This is a genomic window from Larkinella arboricola, from assembly GCF_003259745.1.
Taxonomy (GTDB): Bacteria; Bacteroidota; Bacteroidia; order Cytophagales; family Spirosomataceae; genus Larkinella; species Larkinella arboricola.
Genome location: NZ_QLMC01000003.1, coordinates 770,022 through 792,993 on the forward strand (window position 1 = coordinate 770,022; position 22,972 = coordinate 792,993).

Consider the following 22,972-nt stretch of genomic DNA (forward strand, 5'->3'; position numbering starts at 1 on the left):
TCTTATTTTATCAATCTCAATACTTCTTCTGCAATTTCGCGGGCGGCTTTGGGCCGGGCCAGACCGCTGATATTTTGACTGAGCGCAACCTGCTGCCCGGCATCTGCCAAAAGCCGCAAAGCTGCCGGAACCAACTCCGTCGAAGCGTCACGGTCTTTGACCAGCAAGGCCGCATTTCGGTTCACCAGACTCAGCGCGTTTTTCGTCTGATGGTCTTCGGCCGCCGTCGGCAACGGTACCAGAATGGCGGGTTTTGCCACCAGGCAAAGTTCGGAGATCGAGAGCGCGCCCGCCCGCGAAACCACCACATCGGCAGCCGCATAGGCCAGATCCATCTCGTAAATAAAATCAAAGGCTTTGATCCGATCGGTTCCCGCATCAGCAATGGCCTGGCGAGCCCGCTCGATAAATGCCGTACCGGTTTGCCACACGACCTGATAACCGGATTCGATCAGCAAGTTCAGGTCTTTCTCGACACTTTCGTTGATGGTTCGGGCACCCTGGCTTCCGCCAATAATGAGCAGCGTTTTGCGCTCCGGTTCCAGTTGAAAAAACGAGAGTCCTTCGGTCCGTTTCATACCGGCCTGCATAATATCCGTGCGGACAGGATTGCCGGTCAAGGTGAGTTTTTCTTCGGGAAAAAACGCGTCCATACCGGGGTAGGCCACACAAATGGTCCGGGCCCGGCGCGACAACAGTTTATTGGTCAGACCGGCGTAGGAGTTTTGTTCCTGAATCAGCGTGGGAATGCCTTTTAACGAAGCCGCCAGCAAAACCGGGCCACTGGCATAGCCACCTACGCCCACGGCCACATCCGGTCTGAAATCACGGACAACCTGCCGGGCTCGCCAGAAACTCCGGCCAAGCTTGAACGGAAAAGCCAGGTTTTCGGCCGTTAACTGGCGCTTGATACCCACCACCGGTAGCCCAATGATCTGGTAACCGGCCCGGGGCACTTTTTCCATTTCCATCTTCCCCTCCGCCCCTACAAACAGGATTTCAACGGTTGGATCGATGGTTTTCAACTCATTGGCAATGGCAATCGCCGGATAGATGTGTCCGCCGGTTCCACCGCCACTGATGATAACGCGTTTTGGCATATAGAATTACGATTGTGATGAAACGGCCCGTTAACAGATCATGAATCAGGCTGTTTTCATCAAATTACTTTCGTCGGCTTCACCCCGGCTGACACTGATAATAATTCCGATGGCCGTTCCCGTAAAAAGCAGCGACGTACCGCCCATACTCAGCAACGGCAGCGGCTGGCCCGTTACCGGAACCAGACCCACCGAAACCGCCATGTTAATCATCGCCTGAATAACGATACTGAACGTCAGCCCGGCCGACAGCAGACCGCCATAAGCCCGGTTGGCCTTTCGGATGGCCCGCATCCCCCGCCAGAGCAGGTAGAGGTAGGCCATGATAATAACGACGCCCCCGATCAAACCGTACTCTTCCACGATCATGGCAAAAATAAAGTCGGAGTAAGAATGGGGCAGGTAATTCCGCTGGTGACTGTTGCCGGGGCCTTGTCCGTAGATACCGCCATGCGCCAGAGCGATGTACGATTGTTCCACCTGAAATTCGGGAGGCCGCCTGCCGTTGAAGGTTTCCCAGTAATTGGTCAACCGGCTGCCCGATGTTTTGGCCCGCTGGCCGAGCAGCAGGGCAAAGCTGCCCATGATGATGCAGAAAATCACCATGCCGGCCAGATACTTCATGGGTACGCGGCCAATGTACATCAGCAAAAAACAGGTTGCCGCCAGCAAAGCCGCCGTCGACGCGTTACTCAGCACAATACAGGCACAGATCAACCCGATCCAGATAATCATGTTGGTCAGGATGCTGGGGTCGTATTCTTCGCGCTTGATGTGTTGCCGTTTGGCGAGCATGGCGGCCAGGTTGGAAATTAAGGCCAGTTTAGCCAAATCCGACGGCTGGAAAGTCTGGTTAATCAGCGGAATCGTGATCCAGCGCGACGCTTCGTTGAGGTTGGTTCCCTTGAAATAGGCCCACAGCAATAGCGGCACCGAAAGCCACATGCCAAACCGTGAAAGCCGGGCGTAATAGATGTAATTAAACCGGTGAGCAATCCACATACACGCCAGTCCCAGCGCCACCAGCGCACCGTGTTTGAAGAGGTAATACTCCGTCGATTGCAGCTTCTGGTACGCCATCGTACCGGTTGCGCTGTACACAACGGCGATACTCATAATCGAAAAAAACAGCACCACGCCCCAGATATGGTAGTCGCCCTTGATGTTTTTTCTTAACCAGCCAGTCGGTGAAATAATCATCGGAATGAATTAAGAGTTAAGAATTAAGAGTAATAAGTTGAAGGCAGCCAGGCCGCTTAATTCATAATTCGTTTAACTGCTTCTTTAAACCGATTCCCCCGGTCTTCGTAGTTGCGGAACAGATCAAAACTGGCGCAGGCCGGAGAGAGCAGAACCGTATCACCGGGCTTGCCCCATTCGAGTCCTTTAGCAACGGCTTCGTTGACATCCTGCGTTTCAAACAGGGCCGGAACCCGGTCTGCGAAATAGCTAACCAGCTTCTGATTGTCTTTTCCCAGACAAATTAAGGCTTTTACTTTTTCGCGCACCAGCGCAGCCAGTTGACCGTAATCATTGCCTTTGTCGAGGCCGCCCGCAATCCAGATCACCGGCGTTGTCATGCTTTCGAGGGCATAATAGACCGAATCGACATTGGTTGCTTTGGAGTCGTTAATAAACTGAACGCCCTTGATTTCGCCCGCCGGTTCGAGCCGGTGCGGAGCATTCTGGAACGTCATCAGTCCCCGGTGCAGGGCTTCCGGCCCCACGCCAACCGCCTGAGCGGCTGAGATGGCAGCCAGCATGTTGATGGCATTATGTCTGCCTTTCAGGGGCAGTTCGGCCATATTCGCCTGGAATGGCTGATGGCCGTCGGCCAGAACCAGCAAACCGTCGTTCAGGTAAGCACCGGGCTGCGGGGAGCCGATTAGCGAAACGGGCCGCACTTGCACCGCCGGTTGGCGGTCAGTCAGTTCTTTGCTGATCACCGGATCTTCCTGATAATAGATCAGCGTATCATCCGGCGTCATGTTCTGCAAAATGCGGAACTTGGAATTCGTATAGTTCTGAAACTGGTATTCGTAGCGATCCAGGTGATCGGGCGTTATGTTGAGCAGGATGGCCACGTTCATCCGGGCGCGGTACATATCGTCCAGTTGAAAGCTGCTCAGTTCCAGCACATAAAAATCGAATGAATTTTCGAGAACCTGCCGGGCGAAGCTGTCGCCAATATTTCCGGCCAGACCGACGTTGAACCCGGCGGTTTTCAGCAGGTGATAGGTCAGGAGGGTTGTGGTGGTTTTGCCGTTGCTGCCCGTAATACCGATCAATCGGGCGTTTGTATACCGGGTTGCCAGTTCAATTTCCGAAATAACCGGGATGTTTTTTTGCCGCAGCTTCTGAATAATAGCGGCTTTTTCGGGAATACCGGGACTTTTGACCACTTCCTGAGCCTGAAGAATCTGTTCTTCGGTATGTTGTCCCTCTTCAAACGGAATACCGTGCTGAAGCAACATATTCCGGTAGGTTTCCTGCAAAAGACCCCTGTCGGACAGAAAAACGGTGTATCCCTTTGCTTTTGCGAGCAACGCGGCCCCAACGCCACTTTCTCCACCGCCCAAAATGACCATCAACGGCATTTTAACTTCCATATCGTTATATGCAAACCAGAAACAAAAATAGAGGTTTCGCCGTAGTCTGTCCGTTCCCCGGGCAATCTTTTTGAGAATAAAAACAAACCCCGCTCATGAGCGGGGTGGAATGGGTGGGTACAGCGGAAAGGTCACTCTTTTTTTTCCAGCGATGTCGATACGCGTAATCGGTTGGCTGCCTTCACAATAAGAAACACGACCCAGGCAATAATTATAAATTGAATCACAATATTGAGGAAATTACCGTATCGAATGGCCACTTCCGGGGTATTGCCGACGGCTTCTCTCAGAACGATCTTCAAATCGCTGAAATCGATTCCACCGGTTAATATACCCAGAATCGGATTGATAATGTCTTCAACCAGTGAAGTCGTAATTTTTCCGAAAGCAGCACCGATGATTACACCCACGGCCAGATCAAGGACGTTACCCTGGGCAATAAAGATTCTAAACTCTCGCAGCATGGCAGTTACGGTTTGATTCGCGGGAAGTTATAAAATGTAACTATTTTGTCAAATTTATTCACAAAATAAATAACAGCCTTATACGCCCTTCCATTTTTCTGCAAACCGAAGCCTATTTCTTCTCCTCTACCCAAACCCTCATCCCCTGTAGGGTCATCGGGCCGTATTGGGTGGCCAGGGCCACGTCGGCGGCATCGCGACCATAGGCGACCACAATCCGGTTACCGCGTGGTTCTTTCTGGGTGGCATCGAAGGTATACCACCGTCCATCAATAAAAGCCTCAAACCAGGCATGAAGATCCATCGGATCGAGTTGGTACAGATACCCGACCACCATCCGGGCGGGAATGCTCATGCTTCGGCAGAGTGCGATGCCCAGGTGCGCAAAATCACGGCAAACTCCCATTCGCTTCTCGGCGGTATCAACGGCGGAGGTGGTCGCATCGCTCGTACCGTATTGATACGTAATGTGGGCCTGAATCCAGCTTCGGATGGCTTCCACCTGGTCGTAGCCGGGTATAGCGCCTGCCGTAATATCCAGAGCCTGAGGCCCCAGCCGGTCCGACTGGCAGTATCGGCTCGGCAGCAGAAACTGCAACGTATCGTCGGGCAAGTCCTGTACCGGAACATACGGAGCCCCGGGTGCTACGTCGATTGCGTCAGCGGTTTCGGCGGTTAACGAAATCCTGATTTTGAACGGTCCAGCCGGGGCCACAAGCCGCTGGCAGAGATTACCATAGGTATCGGTGTATTCGACAACCGGCGTATGGGGTTCAATTTCATATTCTTCGGAGATAATCCACTGCCCGGCGCCGGAGCGGGGGCGTAACATCAGCACAACAGGTGCCGGGGCCGGAACGTCGTAAATGAGTTCACAGCCAGCAAAAAGCTTCATACGTGAATAAAAAAAGGGAATGATTTAAGGTTGGGCAGGCGAATGGCCAGCTTAGCACGATCTAACTTCTTTAAACCAAAGGCTTCCGGAATTGTTGGCGCAGCTTGCCACAAAACATACAGGAACGTAGCGGGCCATAAAAAAACCGTCGGATTTCCGCTTTTTGACGGTATCCAGACGGTTCTTGTGCGCCGTTGCCAGCAGCTCTGGTTATAATTTTACCGAATATTTCTTAGTATACGTTGTCGTCTTAAACTGTTCGAAGGGTTCAGATTTGTAATGATCACCACCGATGAACGTAATGATCTGGTGAAAAACCGGCGGCTTCATAAAACCGGGAACGGGCTGAATTGCCTGAAACTTCTCGTTCATAAACACCACCGTGGGGTAGCTAAGCTGGTTCTGCAACAGGGCCGCTGCCAACTGATGATACCCCCGGTTGCCCTGCGCCACGTACACAAATTTATCTTTTCCGAGAACGATGTCCTCTTTCTGTTCGGCGTTGAGCTTGACGGCGTAATAATTCTTATTGATGTAATCGGCTACGGAAGGATTGCTGAAGGTTTCGCGGTCCATGACTTTACACCAGCCACACCAGTCGGTATACACGTCAATGAAAATCTTTTTAGGGTTCTTCTGGTTCAGCGCAAAGGCTTCTTCAATCGTGAGCCACTTGATTTTGGCTTCTTCCTTAACGGCTTCGGGCCGGGGTCGGAAGGCAACCAGCGTGACAGCCACCAGCAAAAACGTGAGGATCAGGGAGAATGGCTTATTCATACGTTTAATGATTTACGCGAAACCGTCTGGAGTCGCCTTACCGATTGAATAACGAACAGTAACGAATTAACAATATGCCATACCCGCAGGTTCATGGCCTTATTTTGACTTATAAATTCTATCAGGGTAACAAGATTGGCTCTAAAATAGAGCGATCCTATCAAATTAACGCATTCAGAACGGATTTTGGTCGTCGTGCAGGTCTTTAATGGAGCCAAAACCGATGACATCCCGGAAAACCGGATTATCGCGCAGTTCAGTGGCCCGCATCAGCTTGTCGCTTCCGAATTTCGCTTTGACTTCGTAGACGGCTTTCCGGAGCGTGTTTTTGCGGGTATTGTCTTCAAACAAGCTAAATGGAACCAGTTGGGCCGGTATGAACCGAAACACACTGACGCTCATGCTCCGGATGGACCGGTTCAGGATTGGTTCGCACCGGTTGACGTGCTGAAACCGTTCAAAGCGCTGCCGGATCAGGTTATACAGTTCCATGCCGTCCTGCCTGGGCTCCGGCAGTTTGATTTCATCGCCGTAATTCCTACTGTCGTGATACCGGCAGGAAAATGTTACTTCCTGACAGAAAACATCCTGCTTCATCATCCGGCGTTCGAGCGTCAGACAGAGCGATTGCAGCAGTTCATCCAGTTGCTCCGGCGACTGCCGCTGGCTGGCCGAAACGGTCCGCATGGCCTGCATACTCTTGTAAGCACTAGTTTCCAGATCCACCTCGCCCCCGAAGTTCAGCCGCAAATGCCAGTGCCAGCCAATAATGCTTTTGCAAACCGCCCGCAGCCGCTCCGGCGACGCATACCGCAGATTCAGGGGCGTCAGGATGCCCTGGTCCTGCAACCGTTTGGCCATCCGCTGACCAATGCCGGGCAGGTCGGTTAGGTGCAGATCTTTCAGTACATCGTCGATGGTTTCGGGCGTAATCATCACCAGACCATCGGGTTTGTGGAGGTCGGAACCCAGTTTGGCCAGAAACGCGTTGGGCGCAATGCCGATGGAACACCGCAGCCAGTCGCCCACTTTCGTCCGGATATCGCTTTTGATCTGGAGCGCCACCTGCCAGACATCCTTATACATGAGCTGACAGCGGGTTAGGTCAACCACGGCTTCGTCGATGCTTTTGGGAAACACATCGGGCGTAAACTGCCGCAGGACATCAATAATCGCGACGTGAAATTCCCGGTAGCGTTTGGAGTTGATCTCCACCGGCACCAATCCCGGACAAAGCTGCATGGCCTCATCCAGCCGCATCCCCAGTTTTACTCCGAGCCTTTTGGCCTCAACGGACGGAGCAATCACACACCCCTGCTTACCGGTATAGACACAGACCGCAACCGGCCGGTCGCGCAGGTAAAAGTTGACCTGTTGCTCACAACTGGCAAAAAAGCTATTCATGTCAACGAACAAAACCGTTGGCTTTGTATATTGCCCTATCCGCTTCATTTTATGATTTAGCTAGCATATAATATTATTCTGGCAGGTTTCATCGGATTTGTTGTTTTATTTAGTAAATTTGATCACAATATATAATACTTATATTATAACAGTCAACAAGTATATCATGTTTAGCGAACCGGGAAAATCGTTTGAGGAGGGTCTAGAACCGATTCAGGAACGGCTGCGGCAGGTGTTCGACGCCCTGGAAATCAGCATCTACCAGGCCGCTAAAGACCTGGGTGAGAACTCATCGAAATTTTACAACATCCTGAACGGGCGCGCCAAACCGTCGTATGACACCATCATGCGGCTTCTGGAGCAATATCCGCAGGTACGGGCCGACTTTCTGTTGCGGGGCCAAAAACCCGTGATCGACGAGCCGGAGCAAAATGGAAAGATTATTGAACTGGAGGTGCGGTATACCGACCTTCCGTTCGTACCGACGCGTTTCTACGCCAGCTTTATTGAAACCTATACCGAAGGAATCAGTATGGCCCAGATGGAAACGTACCGCGTTCCGGTTCACATGATCGGGAATTACAAAAATCCGGTCATTATCGAAATTTCCGGTAATAGCATGACCCCGCAACTGGCCAACGGCGCGAAAGTCTTGGCGGTGCTGGTTGACCCCAATAATTGGGAATACCAGTCGGGCGGTATTTACGCGGTAATTTACCGGGACTTTTTTGTCGTTAAACGCATCAAAGACAACGAACTGCTGACCAAACAACGGTTAACGCTGCACTCCGACAACCCCAACGGCGGTAGCGTGACGGTTCCACTGAAAGACATTCGCGGTATCTGGAAAATTGTCCGGGTAATCGATTCGCCGGTGGAGTAACGATTTCAGATTTCATAAAAAAGCGGGTTGGAATAAGGTCCAACCCGCTTTTTTATAAGGCTACCGCTCGTTTTTTATTTCAAACGGTTCATCGGTGGTTAGCCACGAAAGCCATTTATTCTGCGCCTTCATTACCTGTTCAATCAAATCCCGAACGGCCCCGCGCCCACCCGCAACCGGTGACACATAGTCGCATACGGCTCTGATTTCATCGGCAGCATCGGCCGGGCATGCACTGAGCAGATCCGGTCGGGACAGAATCTGAAAATCCGGAATATCATCGCCCATATACAGCACTTCCGCTTCGTTGATCTGCTCACGATTCAGGTAACCAAGGTAGGCATGAAGCTTCTGCTCCGTCGGCCCGCCCATGAAAATATCTTTGATTTTCAGAAACTCCAGCCGTTTCCGAACGCCCACCTGATTACCCGCCGACAACACCGCCACCCGGTAGCCCGAATGCACGGCCCGCTCGATGGCATAACCGTCCCGAATGTTGAACGTCCGGAATTGTTCGCCCGATTCCAGCGCGTTGACACTGCCGTCGGTCATAACGCCGTCGACATCGAAAATAAACGTGGTTATCTTCCCGAATCGCTCCTGTAATGTACGCATACGCTCCTTGCTCGTTTTGGCTAAAATACGGGCTAAATTTCCGTTTGGCCTAATTTTCTCCTAGTTTTAACGTCGGTCAAGGATTGTTGCATACGCGAATGGAATTCAGTAAACTGGCTGCACATTACCAGGAAAGTCTTTTTCGGACGATCATCCCGTTCTGGATCAAACACAGCCGCGATACGGTTTGTGGGGGATACTATAATGCGCTAACCAGCCAGGGCGATGTGTTTGATACCGACAAGGTTATCCCGTTACAGGCGCAGCAAGTCTGGGCGTTTTCCTTTTTATACAATCAGGTCGATGCCCTCCCTCAGTGGCTGGAACTGGCACGGCACGGTGCCGATTTTCTGATTCAGCACGGCCAATACGAAAACCGCTGGCTCGGCGTGGTCGACCGGCGCGGGCGGCCCGTGGCCCCGGCCCTTACCGTTGAGCCAGCCTGTTTGGTTGCGATGGCGTTTGCCCAGTTTTACACGGCAACCGGCGAACCGGAATATGCCGATATGGCCCAGCAAACCGTACTGACGGTTGTGTCCGACCGTCAGCAACAACACGAACAATGGGAAGAGCAATTGGGCGGCTTTCGGCCGCTAAAGCACCTCCGCGAACCGATGGCGCTTCTGAAAGCCCTGCTCGAAACCCGTTCGCTGCTGGACCCGGATTTTTACAAACAGGCCACCGAAGCCGTTATTAACGAAATTCAGAACGAATTTTTCGATAAGCGCATTACGGTGCTGCGCGCACAGGTGCTGCCCGGCGGATCGTTCTGCGACAGTCTGGCGGGTCGGCGGCTGCACGGCGGTTACGGTTTTGAAACCGCCAATTATCTACTGGAGGTGGCCGACCTGACCGGCAACCGGCGGCTGGCGCAGCAGGCAGTTCAGATGGCGCTTCATCTGGCGGACCTGTGCTGGGACGAACCCTCGGGTGGTTTTTTCCAGTATGCGGACCTCAAAGACCGGCCCAGCGTTGACAGCGAGTGGGACCGCAAACTCTGGTGGATTCATTCGGAAGCACTGGCGATATTTTCGCGGGGATACATTCATACCCGCCAGAACGACTGCCTGAAGTGGTTTCGGAAAACGCACGAATACACCTGGCAGCACTTCCCGGACAAAACTCATCAGGAGTGGTTTGCCGTGCTCGACCGCAAAGGGCAGCCGGTTGTCAGCAGCAAGGCCACGCCCGAAAAGGGGTGTTATCACCTCATCCGGGGCTTATACGAAACCTGGCGGGCGCTGGAAAGCGCGGCTGCTACCGATCAGAACCGTCGAGAAAGCCGGTTAGAAACGCGTCTGGGCCGCCGGATTGGTTAAGACCGTTGCCGAATACCGTCGGACAGCGTCCGGTACAGGTTTAGCAATTCCGGGCGGCTGGCTAAATAATCCATATGCAGGCTCAGTGTATTAAGGTCTCCGCGCCGGGCGGGGCCGGTCTGTACCAGGGCCGGATGCCGGGCATCCAGTGCTTTCTGAACGGTTTCTTCAATCAGGGGCTTCAGCAGATCAAACTCCAGGTTTTCCGAATCCACCAGGTCTTTGGCAACGCCGAACAGGTAATTGGTAAAGTTACAGGCCACTACGGCAGCCAGATGCAGCACCATCCGTTCGTGGGAATTCACTAAATAGACAATCTTACTAAGCTCCTGCCCCAAGGCCACCAGTTGCGCTTCCGACTCGGGATCGCTGGCTTCGATGCACAACGGTATTTCTTCGAAATTCAGTACGCGGGTACCTTTACTGAATGTTTGCAGCGGATAGAAAACGCCCGTCCGAACCGGCACATCGCTGTAAATATCCATCAACCGACGCAGCTTCTCCAGCGATTTGCTTCCCGACGTATGCACGACCAGCGCATTTTCGGGCAACACCAACTGCGCGGCTACCTCCTCCATCGCATCGTCGGGAATGGCCAGCACAAACAACTCCGACTCGCTCTCGGCAAAATTCAGGTCGGGCTGCAACTGGGCATCGTATAACATCGAAATGAGGTCTCGGGCGTTCTTTTCATCCCGGCTATACACCTCACGAATCAGGTGGGCGGCATTTTCGAAGGCCATTGCCAAATGCCAGGCCAGATTTCCGGCCCCAATGAAGGACAGTTTCATGCGATAAAGATATTTCCGGAAAACAAACAAAAAACCAATCCCGCGGTTTTTTCGAAGGTTAGTTTAGAGCGAGTACAACATATGGAGGTGATTATTATACTACTTTATGCACTGGTCGTTTTGTTGCTGTTCGCATATAACTGCGGCCAGCTCAGTCTGATCATTAGCTACCTCCGCTCCAAGCGGAGACAGAAAGCGTTTCGGCAGTATTCAACCCGGCAGCCGCATCCGCTGCCCGTGGTAACGGTTCAGCTACCGGTTTATAACGAACTTTATGTAGCCTCCCGGCTCATTGACGCGGTCGCCAATCTTAACTATCCGCGTTCGCAGTTCGAAATTCAGGTACTGGACGATTCGACGGACGAAACCGTTGCGATTATTGCCGAGAAAGTAGCCCAGTATCAGCAGCAGGGTATTGATATTCAACACATTCGTCGGCCCGACCGCAAAGGCTTCAAGGCGGGGGCACTGGCCTACGGACTGGACCAGGCCAAAGGGGAATTCATCGCCATATTCGATGCCGACTTCATGCCTGATCCGGACTTTCTGCTGAAAACCGTTCCGCATTTTGAAAACCCGAAGGTGGGAATTGTGCAAACCCGCTGGACGCACCTCAACGAAAACTATTCTGTGCTGACGCAATTGCAGGCATTCGGGCTCAATGCACATTTTTTCGTTGAACAGGGTGGGCGCAATGCCGACGGTTATTTCATGAATTTCAACGGCACGGCGGGCGTCTGGCGAAAAACCACCATCCTCGACGCCGGAAGCTGGAGCAGCGATACGCTCACCGAAGACCTCGACCTCAGCTACCGCGCCCAACTGAAAGGCTGGCAGTTTGTATACCGCGAAGACATCGGTTCTCCGGCGGAACTGCCCGTGGCGATGAATGCGCTCAAATCCCAGCAATACCGTTGGATGAAAGGAGCCGCCGAATGCGCCCGGAAGCTCATATTCAAAGTCTTACGCGCACCGAACATACCGTTCCGGATTAAGCTGCACGCATTTTTTCACCTGCTCAGCAGCTCGACATTTATCCTGATTTTTTTGCTCGGTTTGCTGAGTGTGCCCGTGCTGTACATCCGCATTAACCATCCCGAATACCAGTTGGTTTTTCTGCTTCTCGGCTTTTTTCAGGTCAACCTGATCATTCTGCTCCTGTTTTACGGTATTCCGTTCTGGCTCGAACGGCGGGAGAAACTCGAACAACTGGGGTATTATTTTCCGATGTACTCCTCGCTCATGATGGGCCTTTCTCTGCACAATACTATTGCTGTAATCGAAGGGTTTATTGGCCGGAAAACACCTTTTGTCCGAACGCCAAAATTCAACGTCAAAACCGGCAGCGACAATTGGCGCAAGAACAAATACATCAGCCTGGACCTGAACCCGTCCATCAACTGGCTGACGCTGTTTGAAGGCTTTCTGATGCTTTATTTTCTGTTCGGAATTGGGCTGGGCTTTTATTTTCACCAGTACAACATGATGGTTTTCCACGTCATGCTGGCCATCGGTTTCGGGCTGGTCTTTCTCTACAGCGTGTTTCATTCGCGGCTTGACTCCTGAACATAAAAAACCCGCAACGCTCTTTATAGCACTGCGGGTTAAGAGTTACATTAACCTAACTAATCTCAAAATCTTAATTCGGGACGCAGTTTCGAATCAACTGCTTAAAGGCTTCGGCGACATAACGGCCTTTTTCAAGGTCGCCGAGCTGAATTTTTACCGTGTGGACGTAATCGGAAGGCTTACCGTCTTTGGAGGTTTTCACCAGTTTTTCTTTTCCTTTCGTCACCAGACTGACGTATACGGTTTTACCGTCAACATCAAAGCTGGTCGCGTCGGCATTGAAATCTTTCAAGGCCAGATCATATACAAGTTCCGACGTCTTGCGGCCACTCTGCGTCACGGTCAGTTTCAGGTCGCAGGTACCGCTTTCGTGGGCCAGTGAATAACTTGTCAATTCTTTTTCGCCCAGATCTTTCGGCAACTGCTCCCGGATCCAGTCCAGACGCGCCTGCTGACTGGCGGTTGGCACCGGGCTTTTACGCGATTGCGCGCATATCTGAACGGCTTTCTCAAACGCCTGCGCCATATACCGGACATTCTCCAGATTGTCGGCGGCCAGTTCCAGGCTGGAGACGTAATTCTGACGAACTCCGTTTTTAGTGTAACCGATCAACTTGCGGTTGTCGCGGGTTTTCAGATCAATGGCATACAGTTCTTTATCCACACCCAGTTTGGCCCCTTTTTCCGCCAGATCGGCCAGGTTGAATTCGTAGACTTCCTCCGTATTGTTCTTGTTGTCTGTTTCGCGCCGGGTGTAGGTGCAGATGCAGTCCGGTTTTAGCGTTTGCTCAATTGTGCGGTTATCGGCCTTAGCCGTTATCACGCTCGCTTCGAGGTACTTCTGGGCGCTGGCCATGCTGGCAAATACCGGTTTGCGGGACTCCAGTTGCCTGATGGCCAGCGGAATTAATTTACGCCAGGCTGCGGCTATATCCCGAATCCTGTCGGCATCCCCGCTGATGATTTCAAATGACTGAACCACGTTATCCAGCTTGCCGTTTTTGGCGTAACCCATCAACTTTTGCTTCTGCTGAGCCACCAGCGACAGTTCAAACCGTTTGCCTTTGGCCTCGACCTGCAATCCATCCAGTCCCAGATCGCCGAGGTTGAACGAATAGGTTTCGGTCGAAGCCGATCCTTTAGCCCCCACTTCGCTCCGGCGAAAAACCGCCCGTAACGGGTTGCCCTGATCGAACGTCAGCGTCTGTTCGTACTTGTCGGAGCCGACCGCTTCGGTACCGATGTTGGTTTTGAGCCATTGGCGAAGATCGTCCAGCGACTCGGGTGTCCGGGCGGGTTTGTAGGCTTTTTCAGCCGCCACAATGACTTTTTTCAGGGATTCGACCAGGGCTTTGGCAATGTCCGGATTGTCGGCATACAGTTTCACCCGGTCCGTCAGGCTTTTCAATTCGCCGTTTTCGCTGTAGCGGACAAATTTGCGGTGCTGTTTAGTGTCTGCCATGACGGCAATCACGTCTTTTTCCACCTTGTAGGTAACGCTCGATACGTCCAGATCCGACAGGTTCAGAAAATACGTGCCTTCGTCGCCGTTGCCTTTGTCGCTTGTTTTAGTGACCGAAAACGTGGCCCGGTAGTTGGGTTGCGACGCTTCCAGCTTCTGGACAAACTGCGCATTCCCGGTCTTAACGGGTTGCAGTTGCGTCGATACACTGGCCAGCGGGCCGGTCATGAGGTCCTGGGCATTCGCGGCCACGCAAAACGTAGCCGCCAACCAGATCAGTACTGGTCTTTTCATAATCTTCAATTCGTATTTGTTGTTGCTGGGCGGCTTCGGAAACCGTAGGACAAAGATAGGTACGTGAGAACGGGCGGAAAGGGGAGTTGTCAGCAAACGGAATTTTCGATTTCTCAATTGCCTATTTTGGTGCCTGAACCGTAAACAAAGAACCCCGCCAGAAACAGGTCCGGGCGGGGTTCAGCTATTGAAATGCGGTTGACTTAGAGGTGAATCGCTTCGCCGTAAGCCGCTTCCGTGGCATCCTTGATGGATTCCGAAATGGTCGGGTGCGGGTGAACGGCTTTCAGGATTTCGTGGCCTGTCGTCTCCAACCGGCGGGCCGTCACCACTTCGGCGATCAGCTCGGTTACGTTATAGCCGATCAGGTGAGCGCCCAGCCACTCACCGTATTTTTTATCAAAAATCACTTTCACAAAGCCTTCCGGTGCGCCAGCGGCTTTCGCTTTTCCCGAAGCCGACAGCGGGAATTTGCCCACCAGAATGTCGTACCCGGCTTCTTTGGCGGCTGCTTCGGTGTAACCAACGGAAGCAATTTCGGGTGAGCAGTACGTACAACCCGGAATGTTGTTGTAGTTCAGCGGCTCGACGTGATCCAGACCGGCGATTTTTTCCACGCAGATGATGGCTTCTGCCGAAGCAACGTGCGCCAGTGCCTGACCTTTTGTACAGTCACCGATGGCATAATAGCCTTCTACGCTTGTGCGGTAGAAATCGTCCGTTACAATTTTGCCCCGCTCGGTTTTGATACCGGTTTCTTCCAGACCGACGTTTTCGATGTTGGCGACCACACCAGCCGCCGACAGGACGACATCAACGTCGAAGGTTTTCTCACCGTCCGGCGTTTTAACAAATACTTTACAGCCTTTGCCGCTCGTATCGACCTTTGTTACTTCCGAACTGGTGTAAATATCGACGCCCAGCTTCTTGTATTGCTTGGCGAGTTCTTTCGAGATTTCCTCGTCTTCCACCGGCACAATGCGCGGCAGGAACTCCACAATGGTCACTTTGGTACCCATCGAAGCATAGACGTAGGCAAACTCCACCCCGATTGCGCCGGAACCGATCACCAGCATGGATGCCGGTTGGTTCGGCAGCGTCATGGCTTTGCGGTATTCAATCACTTTTTCGCCATCAATGGGCACGGCGGGCAGTTCGCGGGCGCGGCCACCCGTCGCGATGATGATGTGCTTGGCTTCGTATTCGGTGGTTTTGCCGTCTTTATCCGTTACGTCGATTTTCTTACCCGGTTTTACTTTTCCATTACCGTTCAGAACGTCGATTTTATTTTTCCGCATCAGGAACGTAACCCCTTTGCTCATGGAATCGGCTACCCCCCGGCTGCGCTTGATGACGCCCTCGAAATTGGGCTTCGCTTCGCCGTTGATGGTAATACCGTAATTTTCCGAATGCTTAATATATTCAAAAACCTGAGCGCTTTTCAGCAATGCTTTGGTGGGAATACAGCCCCAGTTCAGGCAGATTCCACCCAGACTTTCGCGTTCGACAACGGCCGTCTTAAAACCCAGTTGCGACGCACGAATAGCAGCAACGTAGCCTCCAGGACCGCTGCCGAGAACAATTACATCATATTGTGATGCCATAGTAAGGAATGTTAATGAACGATGAGGATAACCGCGCGAGCGGCCCCGAACACTCTCTATTGAGGAACACAAAGTTAGACCGAAAAGTTGAATCTGCGGGCTCGCGACAAAAAACCGTAACGGATTTATTCATCTGTTTAACCAGGAAAATAGCCGGACCCGAGAAAGAGTGGTTTTAGATTGGCGTTTCTGCCGTCTAAGCGCCTGTTTAATAAGCAGGTTCATGCGGTAATTTCCTATTATTTCTCTAAACTTGTAGCAGAGACTCGTATTCCTTATGCTGATGAAAATCAGTATGTCTTTCTTTAAGCCGGTGGAATTTTATAATCTGATGCTCTGTTGACGTATATGGAACAACCGCTCCAGATGAAAGCATCGTATTATGAATGTGTGTTTTTGGTCGATGACGATGAAGACGATCAATTTCTACTCCAGCAAGTTTTTCAACAGTACAGTCCTGACTGTACAATCAGACTCCTAAGCAACGGTGTCGAATTACTCGATGCGTTAGAAACAACCTGTTCGCTTCCTGCTTTGGTCATGCTCGACCTGAATATGCCGTATATGAGCGGTTTTGAAGCGCTGGAAGCCATCCGGAAAGATACCAGGTATAAATCTCTCCCTATTGTTATCCTGACCACGTCGGATCAGCCGGTCGATCAGCAGCGGGCCATCCAGCTCGGCGCCAATGATTTTATTACCAAGCCTACCCTACTGGCGGACTATAGTCAGGTGGTGCTGAAACTACGGAAAGAATGGCTCGTCGGACGCTGTGTCCGGTAAACGCTCCTAACCCCGTTACCAGATTCGGCTGGCAATCAAGTTGATTAGTATATTGACAATGAACGCCAGACCGAATGCCGCAGCTACGGAAAACTCCCCCAACAGAAAGGCTTGCAGAAACAAAAAGGTGGTAAAACCCAGCAGGCCCATCACCAGCCCGCGCAACGCCGTAATGGCAGCATTGCTTCCCTGAAGACTATGCGAAAAAATCGCCAGAATGGACGTCTGAATCGGAAATGGCGTTAAAATGCCGCTCCAGTTTGGCCCCAGCACGCGCGCTAACCCAGTGATCACCAACACGAATAACGTTGTAATAACCATCCGGATTGGAATATCGAACGGCAGCCGCCGGACCTGGAAAGGTTCTGTGCCGGGCTTCGGGAAAAACCGCAACGCCACCAGAATTGCGCCCATAACCAGGGCGTAACTCAGGTACAAATTCAATTGTAAATAGTAGAATAGTAGGGCTGTGCCGGTATAGGCCGCATACGCCACCAGAAGCGCGGGCAACCAGGACCATTTTCGGGAAAATACCGAGTAGCTGAAGCAAAAAGCGATTAAGGCCAGAATACCGGTCATCACGCCCTGAATCGACCGAATGCCAAACTCCTTACCCTGTTCCATAATGAAAAACAGCAGAATAGGTCCGGCAATCCAGGGCATACTGCCAATCAATCCCCCTATTTTATTTCCCCACTTCCGAATGGCCAGAGTAATCAGGGCCATGACGGAAGGCATCAGCGTGATTTTAAGAAGAAGAATATTCATCAGCGTGTTACGTACGGTCCGAAGCCGGATGGGTTACGGCCTTGCCCACCGTCATAGTTCGTTTCCGGAAACCGTACCCTCAGAAAAAGCCTGAATGTTCTGGCAGGTTGTCTGGGCAATACTCGTCAGCGCATTGCGGGTAAAAAACGCCTGGTGGCCCGTAATCAGAACGTTCGGGAACGTCAGCAACCGCATAAAGATATCGTCCTGAATGATGGTATCCGACAGGTCTTCGAAGAAAAGGTGACTTTCTTCTTCATATACGTCCAGCCCCAGATAACCAAGCTGACCACTTTTAAGGCTTTCAATAACCGCCTGTGTATCGATCAACGCACCCCGGCCCGTGTTGATCAGCATGGCTCCTTTCTTCATCAGCTTGAGCGTATCCTGATTGATGAGGTGGTACGTTTGTGGCGTCAGCGGACAGTGCAGGGAAATGATGTCGGATCGGTTCAGGAGCTCCACCAGCGAAACGTATTCAATGCCAATCTGCCGGGCTTCTTCGTCTTCCACCAGATCGAACGCCAGCAGGTGACAGCCAAATCCTTTTAGAATCTGAGCCGTTACTTTGCCGATTTTTCCCAGACCCACCAGCCCCACCGTTCGGCCAAACATATCGAACCCCATCAGTCCGTCCAGCGCAAAATTACCTTCCTTCACCCGGTTATAGGCCCGGTGTGTTTTGCGATTCAGCGCCAGAATCAGCGCCAGGGTGTGCTCGGCAACCGAATACGGCGAATAAGCCGGAACGCGCACCACACGGATGCCGCATTGCCGGGCCGCTTCCAGATCGACATTATTGAAACCGGCACATCGGAGTGCAATTAGCTGAACGCCCTGACTGGCCAGCTTGCGGATTACGGCGGCATTGGCCTGATCGTTAACAAACAGACAAACCACCGGCGAATCGGTCACCAGTTCGGCGGTTGTTTCATCCAGCGGAACTTTCAAAAACCGCAGATTAAAGCCAAAACCGGCATTGGTTTGTTCGAAGAAGGTACTATCGTACGGTTTGGTGCTAAAAAAAGTGACGTTCATAGGACCTCGGGTTTACGGACTGACCAAAACAAAAAAACCGTAATCAGTCGATTACGGTTTTTTGCAGTGCCGAAGGCGAGACTCGAACTCGCATGAACTTGCGTTCACACGCCCCTGAAACGTGCGTGTCTACCAATTTCACCACTTCGGCATTTTTCCCATGAATTGGGACTGCAAAGGTGTAGTATTTACAATTTATATGCAAGTCCGTTAGCCAGTTTTTTTTAGGATTTTAGTGGTTTTATAGGCGCGTGACGGCTTTATGGCTGATTTTCAGCACTTATAAATCCACCGACTCGTAGAGAGACGGAATGGATACATTCTGATAGCCCGCGCTCTGGAGTTTCTGACGGAAAACCACCTGCCGGTCGTACTCGCCGTGAACCAGAAAAATTCGCTTTACCAGCGCCGGATTCTGACAGGACAAGAAATCGAGCATTTCGCGGTAATCACCGTGGGCGCTGAACGAATCCATCACTTCCACATCGGCCCTGACCTGATACGTTTCGCCAAATATCTTTACCTCGGCATCACCCCGTTTGAGCGCACCACCCAGCGTTTCCGGACCACAGTACCCCACGATCAGAACCGTACACCGTGAATCCTCGATGTTGTTTTTAATGTGATGCTTGATGCGCCCGGCTTCGGCCATGCCCGACGATGAAATAATAATGCAGGGTTCGTCGCGGGTGTTGATGGCTTTGGAATCTTCTACATCCGACACGTAATGCAGATTCGGAAAGGCAAAGGCATCGCCGTCTTTTTCGATGTACGACAGAATTTCCGGATTAAAACATTCGTCGTGCTCCTTCATCAGGTGCGTTGCTTTCACGGCCATTGGGCTGTCGATGTACACGTTCAGGCGCGGCAGGTCCCCGTGGTTGGCAAGCTGGTCGAGTGCATAAATCAACTCCTGCGTCCGGTCGACGGCAAAGGCCGGAATGATGAGCTTCCCTCCGCGTACTACGCAGGTTTCGTGCACAATCCGGAGCAAATGGGCACGCATGTCGGGTTCGGGCTCGTGGAGTTTGTCACCGTAGGTCGATTCACAGAGAATGTAATCGGCCTGCGGAAACGGCTCCGGCATTTTAAGTATCTTGTCGTGCGGTCGGCCAATATCACCACTAAAAAATACCCGTTTCTCCACGGTTTCGCCGTTGGTGTCGGTTTCGCGGACGGTCAGGCTGACGGCGGCACTGCCGAGCAAATGCGCGGTATCGGTCAGCAAAACACCCACTTCGTCGTGGTTGAGCCAGAACGTTTCGCCATAGTTGACCGGTTTCATGCGTTCGAGGGCGCGTTCCACATCGCTGGCTTCGTAAAGAATGTCGAGCAGCGGTCGTCCCTGGCGCTCCCGGCGTTTGTTTACCCGCTCCAGGTCTTTCTGCTGAATGTGGGCGCTGTCGAGCAGCATGATGCGGCACAGATCAACGGTAGCGGGGGTGCAATAAATCGGACCGTTGAAACCCTGCCGAACCAGACGCGGAATCAAACCGGCATGGTCAATATGAGCGTGGGACAGAATCAGATAATCGACTTCAGCGGCATTGAACCGGAAATCCTGGTTCAGATCGTCGGTATTGATTCCCTGGAACAAACCGCAATCGAGCAGGATGCGCGTTCCGCGCTGGGTGGTAATCAGGTGTTTCGTACCCGTCACGGTGCGGGCTGCGCCAAAAAACTGAAGCTTCATAAACGATCTTTTTACACGGTAAGCCCTGATCGAATTTAAACTACCTATCGGAAAATGTACGCCCGATCATCACGCAGGCTCAAACCCCGTCAACGTACCTATTACCCCTAACATCGTTGAATTGTTTTGGATACTCCACCTGTCGATTCTGAAACCCGGTTTGCTCCCCATTTGCTCTGCCGACGGCCAAGGCCGCCCTATCAATATCCGGATTTTAATTCGGGCGGAGGAAAGGACGGTTAATTTTTACGGAACGAACTTTCAAAACAGCTATACTTCATTAGATTTGTGCAATCTCTTCCTATGACAAGAGCGCACAGAGAAAAGACTTAAGACTTCCATTTCTTATCCACTTCTAATCTCTTTAACCTTGCATCCGCATGGCTACTAACCGACGTGATTTTCTACAAAAACTTTCAAAAGGAATCGGCGCTTCGGCGCTCTCATTACCGTTGGCGGGTTATGCCGCAACGCTAAATCAGCAGGATCAGTTTGCGCGGATCAACACGCTGGTTTCGCATCTGGGCGAACCGTTACAGCCGGAACGCAAACTGGGCATGGCGCTGGTCGGTCTGGGCGGCTACGCCAAAAATCAATTGGCACCGGCCCTGCAACAAACCAAGCATGTCCGGCTGGCCGGTATTGTAACCGGTACTCCATCCAAAGCCGAGGAATGGACTGCTAAATACAACATTCCGAAAGCAAACGTCTACGATTACAAAACGTTTGACCGCATCATTGATAACAAGGACATCGACATTGTATACGTTGTGCTGCCGAACTCGATGCACGCGGAATACGTCATCCGGGCGGCCAAAGCGGGCAAGCACGTGATTTGCGAAAAACCGATGGCCATTACGGTGAAGGAATGTCAGGAAATGATTGATGCCTGCAAGAAGGCCAATCGCCAGCTTGCCATCGGCTACCGGCTCCATTATGAACCCTTTACGCAGGAAATGATGCGGCTGGGCCGCGAAAAAGTTTTCGGCAACCTGAAGTTTCTGGAAGCCAGCGACGGTTTTAAAGCCGGTGACCCCAACCAGTGGCGGCTTAAGAAAGCCCTGGCGGGCGGTGGTCCGATGATGGACGTGGGCATCTATGCCATTCAGGGCGTCCGGCTGGTGACGGGTCTGGAACCGCTTTCGGTAACGGCTCAGTTTGGCCCCAAAACCGATCCGCAGAAGTTCAAGGATGTTGAAGAAACGATGTACTGGCAGTTTGAATTTCCAAACGGTATTACGTCAACTTCCACCACCAGCTACGCTGCGGGCGTGGAGCGGCTGTATGCGTCGGCAGAAAACGGCTGGTTTGAGCTGCGTCCGGCATTTGGCTACGGCCCGCTGAAAGGGATGACGAGCAAAGGCCCGATTGAAAAACCGGTGGTCAATCACCAGGCGATGCACATGGACGGTATTTGCAAGGATCTGATCGACGGAAAACAACTGCCGAAACACATCACCGGCGAGGAAGGCATGCAGGATATGAAAATCATCACGGCCACGTATCAGGCGGCTGAAACCGGTCGGAAGATTAAGATTGCTTAAGTTGTTACACAGAGTTAATCAGAGGTTATCAGGGCTTATCAGAGTTTTCTCCGGTTACCTCCGATATTCTCTGATTAACTCTGTGTAATAATCATTTTTTGCGTCCCATTGCGTACTTGATTCCGCCCAGCACGTGCGCCATAAACTGCGGGTCGCTGTAGGACTCGTCGGTATGGCCTCCGCCGGTATAGAAAGACCGCCCCCCGTCGAACTCCCGGTACCAGATAAACGGGTGGTTGTCACCATTTTTCCCTCCTTTATAGGTTTTCTCGTCCAGCTTACCCAGCACCTTGATGCCCGGCACAATGCTTTTGTAGTCATACCACTCGTCAAACCGTTTCCAGCGGTCGGGCAGCATCTTGGTCGCCAGGTGCTTTTTATCCACGATCTCGATTTCGGCGTTTTGCTGACTGGGGTGGCTCAGGAAGTAAGCGCCCACCAGTTGATTATACCAGGGCCACTCGTATTCGGTATCGGCAGCCGCGTGAATTCCCACGTACCCACCGCCTTTTTTGATGTATTGCTCGAAAGCCGCCTGCTGCTGATCGTTCAGCACGTCGCCGGTGGTGCTCAAAAAGATCACGGCTTTGTATTTTTTCAGGTTATCGGTCGTAAAAAGACCTGCGTTTTCGGTAGTATCAACGGCAAAATCGTTCTCCTGGCCTAATTTTAAGAGCCCTGCTTTGCCCGCTTCAATCGATTTGTGCCGGTAGCCTTTGGTTCGGGAAAAGACCAGAACGGCGTCTTTGGTTTTGGCGGGCTCTCCCACGTTCGGCTCTTCGGCTGAAGTACAGGCTATTAAGATAAAGAAGCTAAAAAGGGTTAAAAGAGTTTTCATAGACAAGTTTGGAAGTGTACTATAAAAGTATTGGTTTTACCGTACTTTACTGCTCACGTTTCACCAATTTCTTACCCTATTATGAAAGTTCGGCCTGCGATGCTGCTGATTGAAAATAACCATGTATTGCTGATGCACTACCGCTACGGCGAGACGGATGTGTTTGGTTTACCGGGTGGCAACCCCGACAAGGGCGAGACGCTGGACCAGACGGTGATCCGGGAATTGCAGGAAGAATTAGGTGTGGAAGTTGAAATCGGGCCGGTTGCGTTTTTTGGCGAAGTGATGATGCCCGAAAGCAAAGCAGACGTGTTGCACGTCCTTTTTCTGGGTCAGCTTATTGGGGGTATTCCCCGACTAAATCCCGCTGAAACCAGCGCGCTGGCCGTCGCCTGGAAACCCATCAGCGACCTGGACGTTCTGAATCTATATCCGAACGTGGGCCGACAAATTCAAAGCTTATTTACGTCACAAAACAGTCCAGGCTATATCGGGAAAATCGATCAGGCCTTTTTCTGACGT

General features: G+C 51.9%; 21 protein-coding genes and 1 tRNA gene. 6 read left to right on the plus strand and 16 right to left on the minus strand.

Annotated features, from left to right (window positions below; genetic code table 11):
• Positions 1 to 2: 2 nt before the first annotated feature.
• The 7 genes from murG to LX87_RS14620 all read right to left on the minus strand — a co-directional run bounded on the left by murG (position 3) and on the right by LX87_RS14620 (position 7,249).
• The gene (murG, locus tag LX87_RS14590) at positions 3 to 1,100 is read right to left on the minus strand and encodes an undecaprenyldiphospho-muramoylpentapeptide beta-N-acetylglucosaminyltransferase (RefSeq protein WP_111628961.1); all 1,098 of its coding nucleotides are present in this window, start codon (positions 1,098 to 1,100) and stop codon (positions 3 to 5) included.
• A 45-nt stretch (positions 1,101 to 1,145) separates the two neighbouring features.
• Positions 1,146 to 2,300 carry an FtsW/RodA/SpoVE family cell cycle protein gene (locus tag LX87_RS14595; protein WP_211325314.1) on the minus strand — a complete coding sequence of 385 codons (1,155 nt, stop codon included), beginning with the start codon at positions 2,298 to 2,300 and terminating at the stop codon, positions 1,146 to 1,148.
• Between the two features lie 56 nt (positions 2,301 to 2,356).
• Positions 2,357 to 3,709 (minus strand): UDP-N-acetylmuramoyl-L-alanine--D-glutamate ligase, encoded by a 1,353-nt coding sequence (gene murD, locus LX87_RS14600; protein WP_111628962.1) that lies wholly within the window; start codon positions 3,707 to 3,709, stop codon positions 2,357 to 2,359.
• 131 nt (positions 3,710 to 3,840) lie between these two features.
• A complete protein-coding gene (mscL, locus tag LX87_RS14605) occupies positions 3,841 to 4,173 on the minus strand; it encodes a large-conductance mechanosensitive channel protein MscL (protein WP_111628963.1) in 333 nt (110 codons plus the stop codon).
• A gap of 112 nt (positions 4,174 to 4,285) precedes the next feature.
• Complete coding sequence (locus LX87_RS14610; protein WP_111628964.1) at positions 4,286 to 5,068, minus strand: transglutaminase family protein; 783 nt, start codon at positions 5,066 to 5,068, stop codon at positions 4,286 to 4,288.
• 210 nt (positions 5,069 to 5,278) lie between these two features.
• Positions 5,279 to 5,845 carry a thioredoxin family protein gene (locus LX87_RS14615; protein ID WP_111628965.1) on the minus strand — a complete coding sequence of 189 codons (567 nt, stop codon included), beginning with the start codon at positions 5,843 to 5,845 and terminating at the stop codon, positions 5,279 to 5,281.
• Positions 5,846 to 6,019: 174 nt separating this feature from the next.
• Entirely contained in the window at positions 6,020 to 7,249 is a 1,230-nt protein-coding gene (locus tag LX87_RS14620; RefSeq protein WP_229310664.1) for a DNA polymerase Y family protein, read from the minus strand.
• A 166-nt stretch (positions 7,250 to 7,415) separates the two neighbouring features.
• Here LX87_RS14620 and LX87_RS14625 point away from each other — a divergent pair, with 166 nt between their 5' ends.
• The gene (locus tag LX87_RS14625; protein WP_111628967.1) at positions 7,416 to 8,132 is read left to right on the plus strand and encodes a LexA family transcriptional regulator; all 717 of its coding nucleotides are present in this window, start codon (positions 7,416 to 7,418) and stop codon (positions 8,130 to 8,132) included.
• Positions 8,133 to 8,192: 60 nt separating this feature from the next.
• Here LX87_RS14625 and LX87_RS14630 read toward each other — a convergent pair whose 3' ends face one another.
• A complete protein-coding gene (locus tag LX87_RS14630) occupies positions 8,193 to 8,747 on the minus strand; it encodes a KdsC family phosphatase (protein ID WP_111628968.1) in 555 nt (184 codons plus the stop codon).
• A gap of 98 nt (positions 8,748 to 8,845) precedes the next feature.
• Between LX87_RS14630 and LX87_RS14635 the strand changes: the two genes are divergently transcribed.
• Positions 8,846 to 10,066, plus strand: coding sequence for an AGE family epimerase/isomerase (locus LX87_RS14635; protein ID WP_111628969.1), 1,221 nt, complete (start codon positions 8,846 to 8,848; stop codon positions 10,064 to 10,066).
• Here the strand turns inward: LX87_RS14635 and LX87_RS14640 are convergent.
• Positions 10,063 to 10,857 (minus strand): Rossmann-like and DUF2520 domain-containing protein, encoded by a 795-nt coding sequence (locus LX87_RS14640; RefSeq protein ID WP_111629213.1) that lies wholly within the window; start codon positions 10,855 to 10,857, stop codon positions 10,063 to 10,065. The genes LX87_RS14635 and LX87_RS14640 overlap by 4 nt on opposite strands.
• Positions 10,858 to 10,938: 81 nt before the next feature.
• On the opposite strand from LX87_RS14640, the gene LX87_RS14645 reads away from it, so the two are divergent.
• Positions 10,939 to 12,423 carry a cellulose synthase family protein gene (locus LX87_RS14645; protein WP_111628970.1) on the plus strand — a complete coding sequence of 495 codons (1,485 nt, stop codon included), beginning with the start codon at positions 10,939 to 10,941 and terminating at the stop codon, positions 12,421 to 12,423.
• A gap of 73 nt (positions 12,424 to 12,496) precedes the next feature.
• Here LX87_RS14645 and LX87_RS14650 read toward each other — a convergent pair whose 3' ends face one another.
• Together LX87_RS14650 and lpdA are read right to left on the minus strand one after the other, a co-directional pair.
• On the minus strand, positions 12,497 to 14,182 hold the full coding sequence (locus LX87_RS14650; RefSeq protein WP_111628971.1) for a hypothetical protein: 1,686 nt from the start codon (positions 14,180 to 14,182) through the stop codon (positions 12,497 to 12,499).
• A 203-nt stretch (positions 14,183 to 14,385) separates the two neighbouring features.
• Positions 14,386 to 15,786, minus strand: a complete 1,401-nt coding sequence (gene lpdA / locus LX87_RS14655) for a dihydrolipoyl dehydrogenase (protein ID WP_111628972.1) — start codon at positions 15,784 to 15,786, stop codon at positions 14,386 to 14,388.
• Positions 15,787 to 16,152: 366 nt separating this feature from the next.
• Between lpdA and LX87_RS14660 the strand changes: the two genes are divergently transcribed.
• Entirely contained in the window at positions 16,153 to 16,569 is a 417-nt protein-coding gene (locus LX87_RS14660; RefSeq protein ID WP_170139366.1) for a response regulator, read from the plus strand.
• Between the two features lie 15 nt (positions 16,570 to 16,584).
• On the opposite strand, the gene LX87_RS14665 is transcribed toward LX87_RS14660, so the two are convergent.
• The 4 genes from LX87_RS14665 to LX87_RS14680 form a co-directional block, all read right to left on the minus strand.
• Entirely contained in the window at positions 16,585 to 17,337 is a 753-nt protein-coding gene (locus LX87_RS14665; RefSeq protein WP_111628974.1) for a hypothetical protein, read from the minus strand.
• A 51-nt stretch (positions 17,338 to 17,388) separates the two neighbouring features.
• The gene (locus LX87_RS14670; protein WP_111628975.1) at positions 17,389 to 18,375 is read right to left on the minus strand and encodes a 2-hydroxyacid dehydrogenase; all 987 of its coding nucleotides are present in this window, start codon (positions 18,373 to 18,375) and stop codon (positions 17,389 to 17,391) included.
• 67 nt (positions 18,376 to 18,442) lie between these two features.
• A tRNA-Leu gene (locus tag LX87_RS14675) sits at positions 18,443 to 18,526 on the minus strand.
• 129 nt (positions 18,527 to 18,655) lie between these two features.
• Positions 18,656 to 20,068 carry an MBL fold metallo-hydrolase RNA specificity domain-containing protein gene (locus LX87_RS14680; RefSeq protein ID WP_111628976.1) on the minus strand — a complete coding sequence of 471 codons (1,413 nt, stop codon included), beginning with the start codon at positions 20,066 to 20,068 and terminating at the stop codon, positions 18,656 to 18,658.
• Positions 20,069 to 20,448: 380 nt separating this feature from the next.
• Here LX87_RS14680 and LX87_RS14685 point away from each other — a divergent pair, with 380 nt between their 5' ends.
• Positions 20,449 to 21,612 (plus strand): Gfo/Idh/MocA family protein, encoded by a 1,164-nt coding sequence (locus LX87_RS14685; protein WP_111628977.1) that lies wholly within the window; start codon positions 20,449 to 20,451, stop codon positions 21,610 to 21,612.
• Between the two features lie 91 nt (positions 21,613 to 21,703).
• On the opposite strand, the gene LX87_RS14690 is transcribed toward LX87_RS14685, so the two are convergent.
• Entirely contained in the window at positions 21,704 to 22,450 is a 747-nt protein-coding gene (locus LX87_RS14690) for a ThuA domain-containing protein (protein ID WP_111628978.1), read from the minus strand.
• An 81-nt stretch (positions 22,451 to 22,531) separates the two neighbouring features.
• On the opposite strand from LX87_RS14690, the gene LX87_RS14695 reads away from it, so the two are divergent.
• Entirely contained in the window at positions 22,532 to 22,969 is a 438-nt protein-coding gene (locus tag LX87_RS14695; protein WP_111628979.1) for an NUDIX domain-containing protein, read from the plus strand.
• The last annotated feature ends 3 nt before the right edge of the window (positions 22,970 to 22,972 follow it).

Bases quoted from the DNA above. Each gene is read 5' to 3' on its own strand.
- murG (WP_111628961.1), bottom strand. From the start codon at position 1,100: ATGCCAAAACGCGTTATCATCAGTGGCGGTGGAACCGGCGGACACATC.
- LX87_RS14595 (WP_211325314.1), bottom strand. From the start codon at position 2,300: ATGATTATTTCACCGACTGGCTGGTTAAGAAAAAACATCAAGGGCGAC.
- murD (WP_111628962.1), bottom strand. From the start codon at position 3,709: ATGGAAGTTAAAATGCCGTTGATGGTCATTTTGGGCGGTGGAGAAAGT.
- mscL (WP_111628963.1), bottom strand. From the start codon at position 4,173: ATGCTGCGAGAGTTTAGAATCTTTATTGCCCAGGGTAACGTCCTTGAT.
- LX87_RS14610 (WP_111628964.1), bottom strand. From the start codon at position 5,068: ATGAAGCTTTTTGCTGGCTGTGAACTCATTTACGACGTTCCGGCCCCG.
- LX87_RS14615 (WP_111628965.1), bottom strand. From the start codon at position 5,845: ATGAATAAGCCATTCTCCCTGATCCTCACGTTTTTGCTGGTGGCTGTC.
- LX87_RS14620 (WP_229310664.1), bottom strand. From the start codon at position 7,249: ATGAATAGCTTTTTTGCCAGTTGTGAGCAACAGGTCAACTTTTACCTG.
- LX87_RS14625 (WP_111628967.1), top strand. From the start codon at position 7,416: ATGTTTAGCGAACCGGGAAAATCGTTTGAGGAGGGTCTAGAACCGATT.
- LX87_RS14630 (WP_111628968.1), bottom strand. From the start codon at position 8,747: ATGCGTACATTACAGGAGCGATTCGGGAAGATAACCACGTTTATTTTC.
- LX87_RS14635 (WP_111628969.1), top strand. From the start codon at position 8,846: ATGGAATTCAGTAAACTGGCTGCACATTACCAGGAAAGTCTTTTTCGG.
- LX87_RS14640 (WP_111629213.1), bottom strand. From the start codon at position 10,857: ATGAAACTGTCCTTCATTGGGGCCGGAAATCTGGCCTGGCATTTGGCA.
- LX87_RS14645 (WP_111628970.1), top strand. From the start codon at position 10,939: ATGGAGGTGATTATTATACTACTTTATGCACTGGTCGTTTTGTTGCTG.
- LX87_RS14650 (WP_111628971.1), bottom strand. From the start codon at position 14,182: ATGAAAAGACCAGTACTGATCTGGTTGGCGGCTACGTTTTGCGTGGCC.
- lpdA (WP_111628972.1), bottom strand. From the start codon at position 15,786: ATGGCATCACAATATGATGTAATTGTTCTCGGCAGCGGTCCTGGAGGC.
- LX87_RS14660 (WP_170139366.1), top strand. From the start codon at position 16,153: ATGAAAGCATCGTATTATGAATGTGTGTTTTTGGTCGATGACGATGAA.
- LX87_RS14665 (WP_111628974.1), bottom strand. From the start codon at position 17,337: ATGAATATTCTTCTTCTTAAAATCACGCTGATGCCTTCCGTCATGGCC.
- LX87_RS14670 (WP_111628975.1), bottom strand. From the start codon at position 18,375: ATGAACGTCACTTTTTTTAGCACCAAACCGTACGATAGTACCTTCTTC.
- LX87_RS14680 (WP_111628976.1), bottom strand. From the start codon at position 20,068: ATGAAGCTTCAGTTTTTTGGCGCAGCCCGCACCGTGACGGGTACGAAA.
- LX87_RS14685 (WP_111628977.1), top strand. From the start codon at position 20,449: ATGGCTACTAACCGACGTGATTTTCTACAAAAACTTTCAAAAGGAATC.
- LX87_RS14690 (WP_111628978.1), bottom strand. From the start codon at position 22,450: ATGAAAACTCTTTTAACCCTTTTTAGCTTCTTTATCTTAATAGCCTGT.
- LX87_RS14695 (WP_111628979.1), top strand. From the start codon at position 22,532: ATGAAAGTTCGGCCTGCGATGCTGCTGATTGAAAATAACCATGTATTG.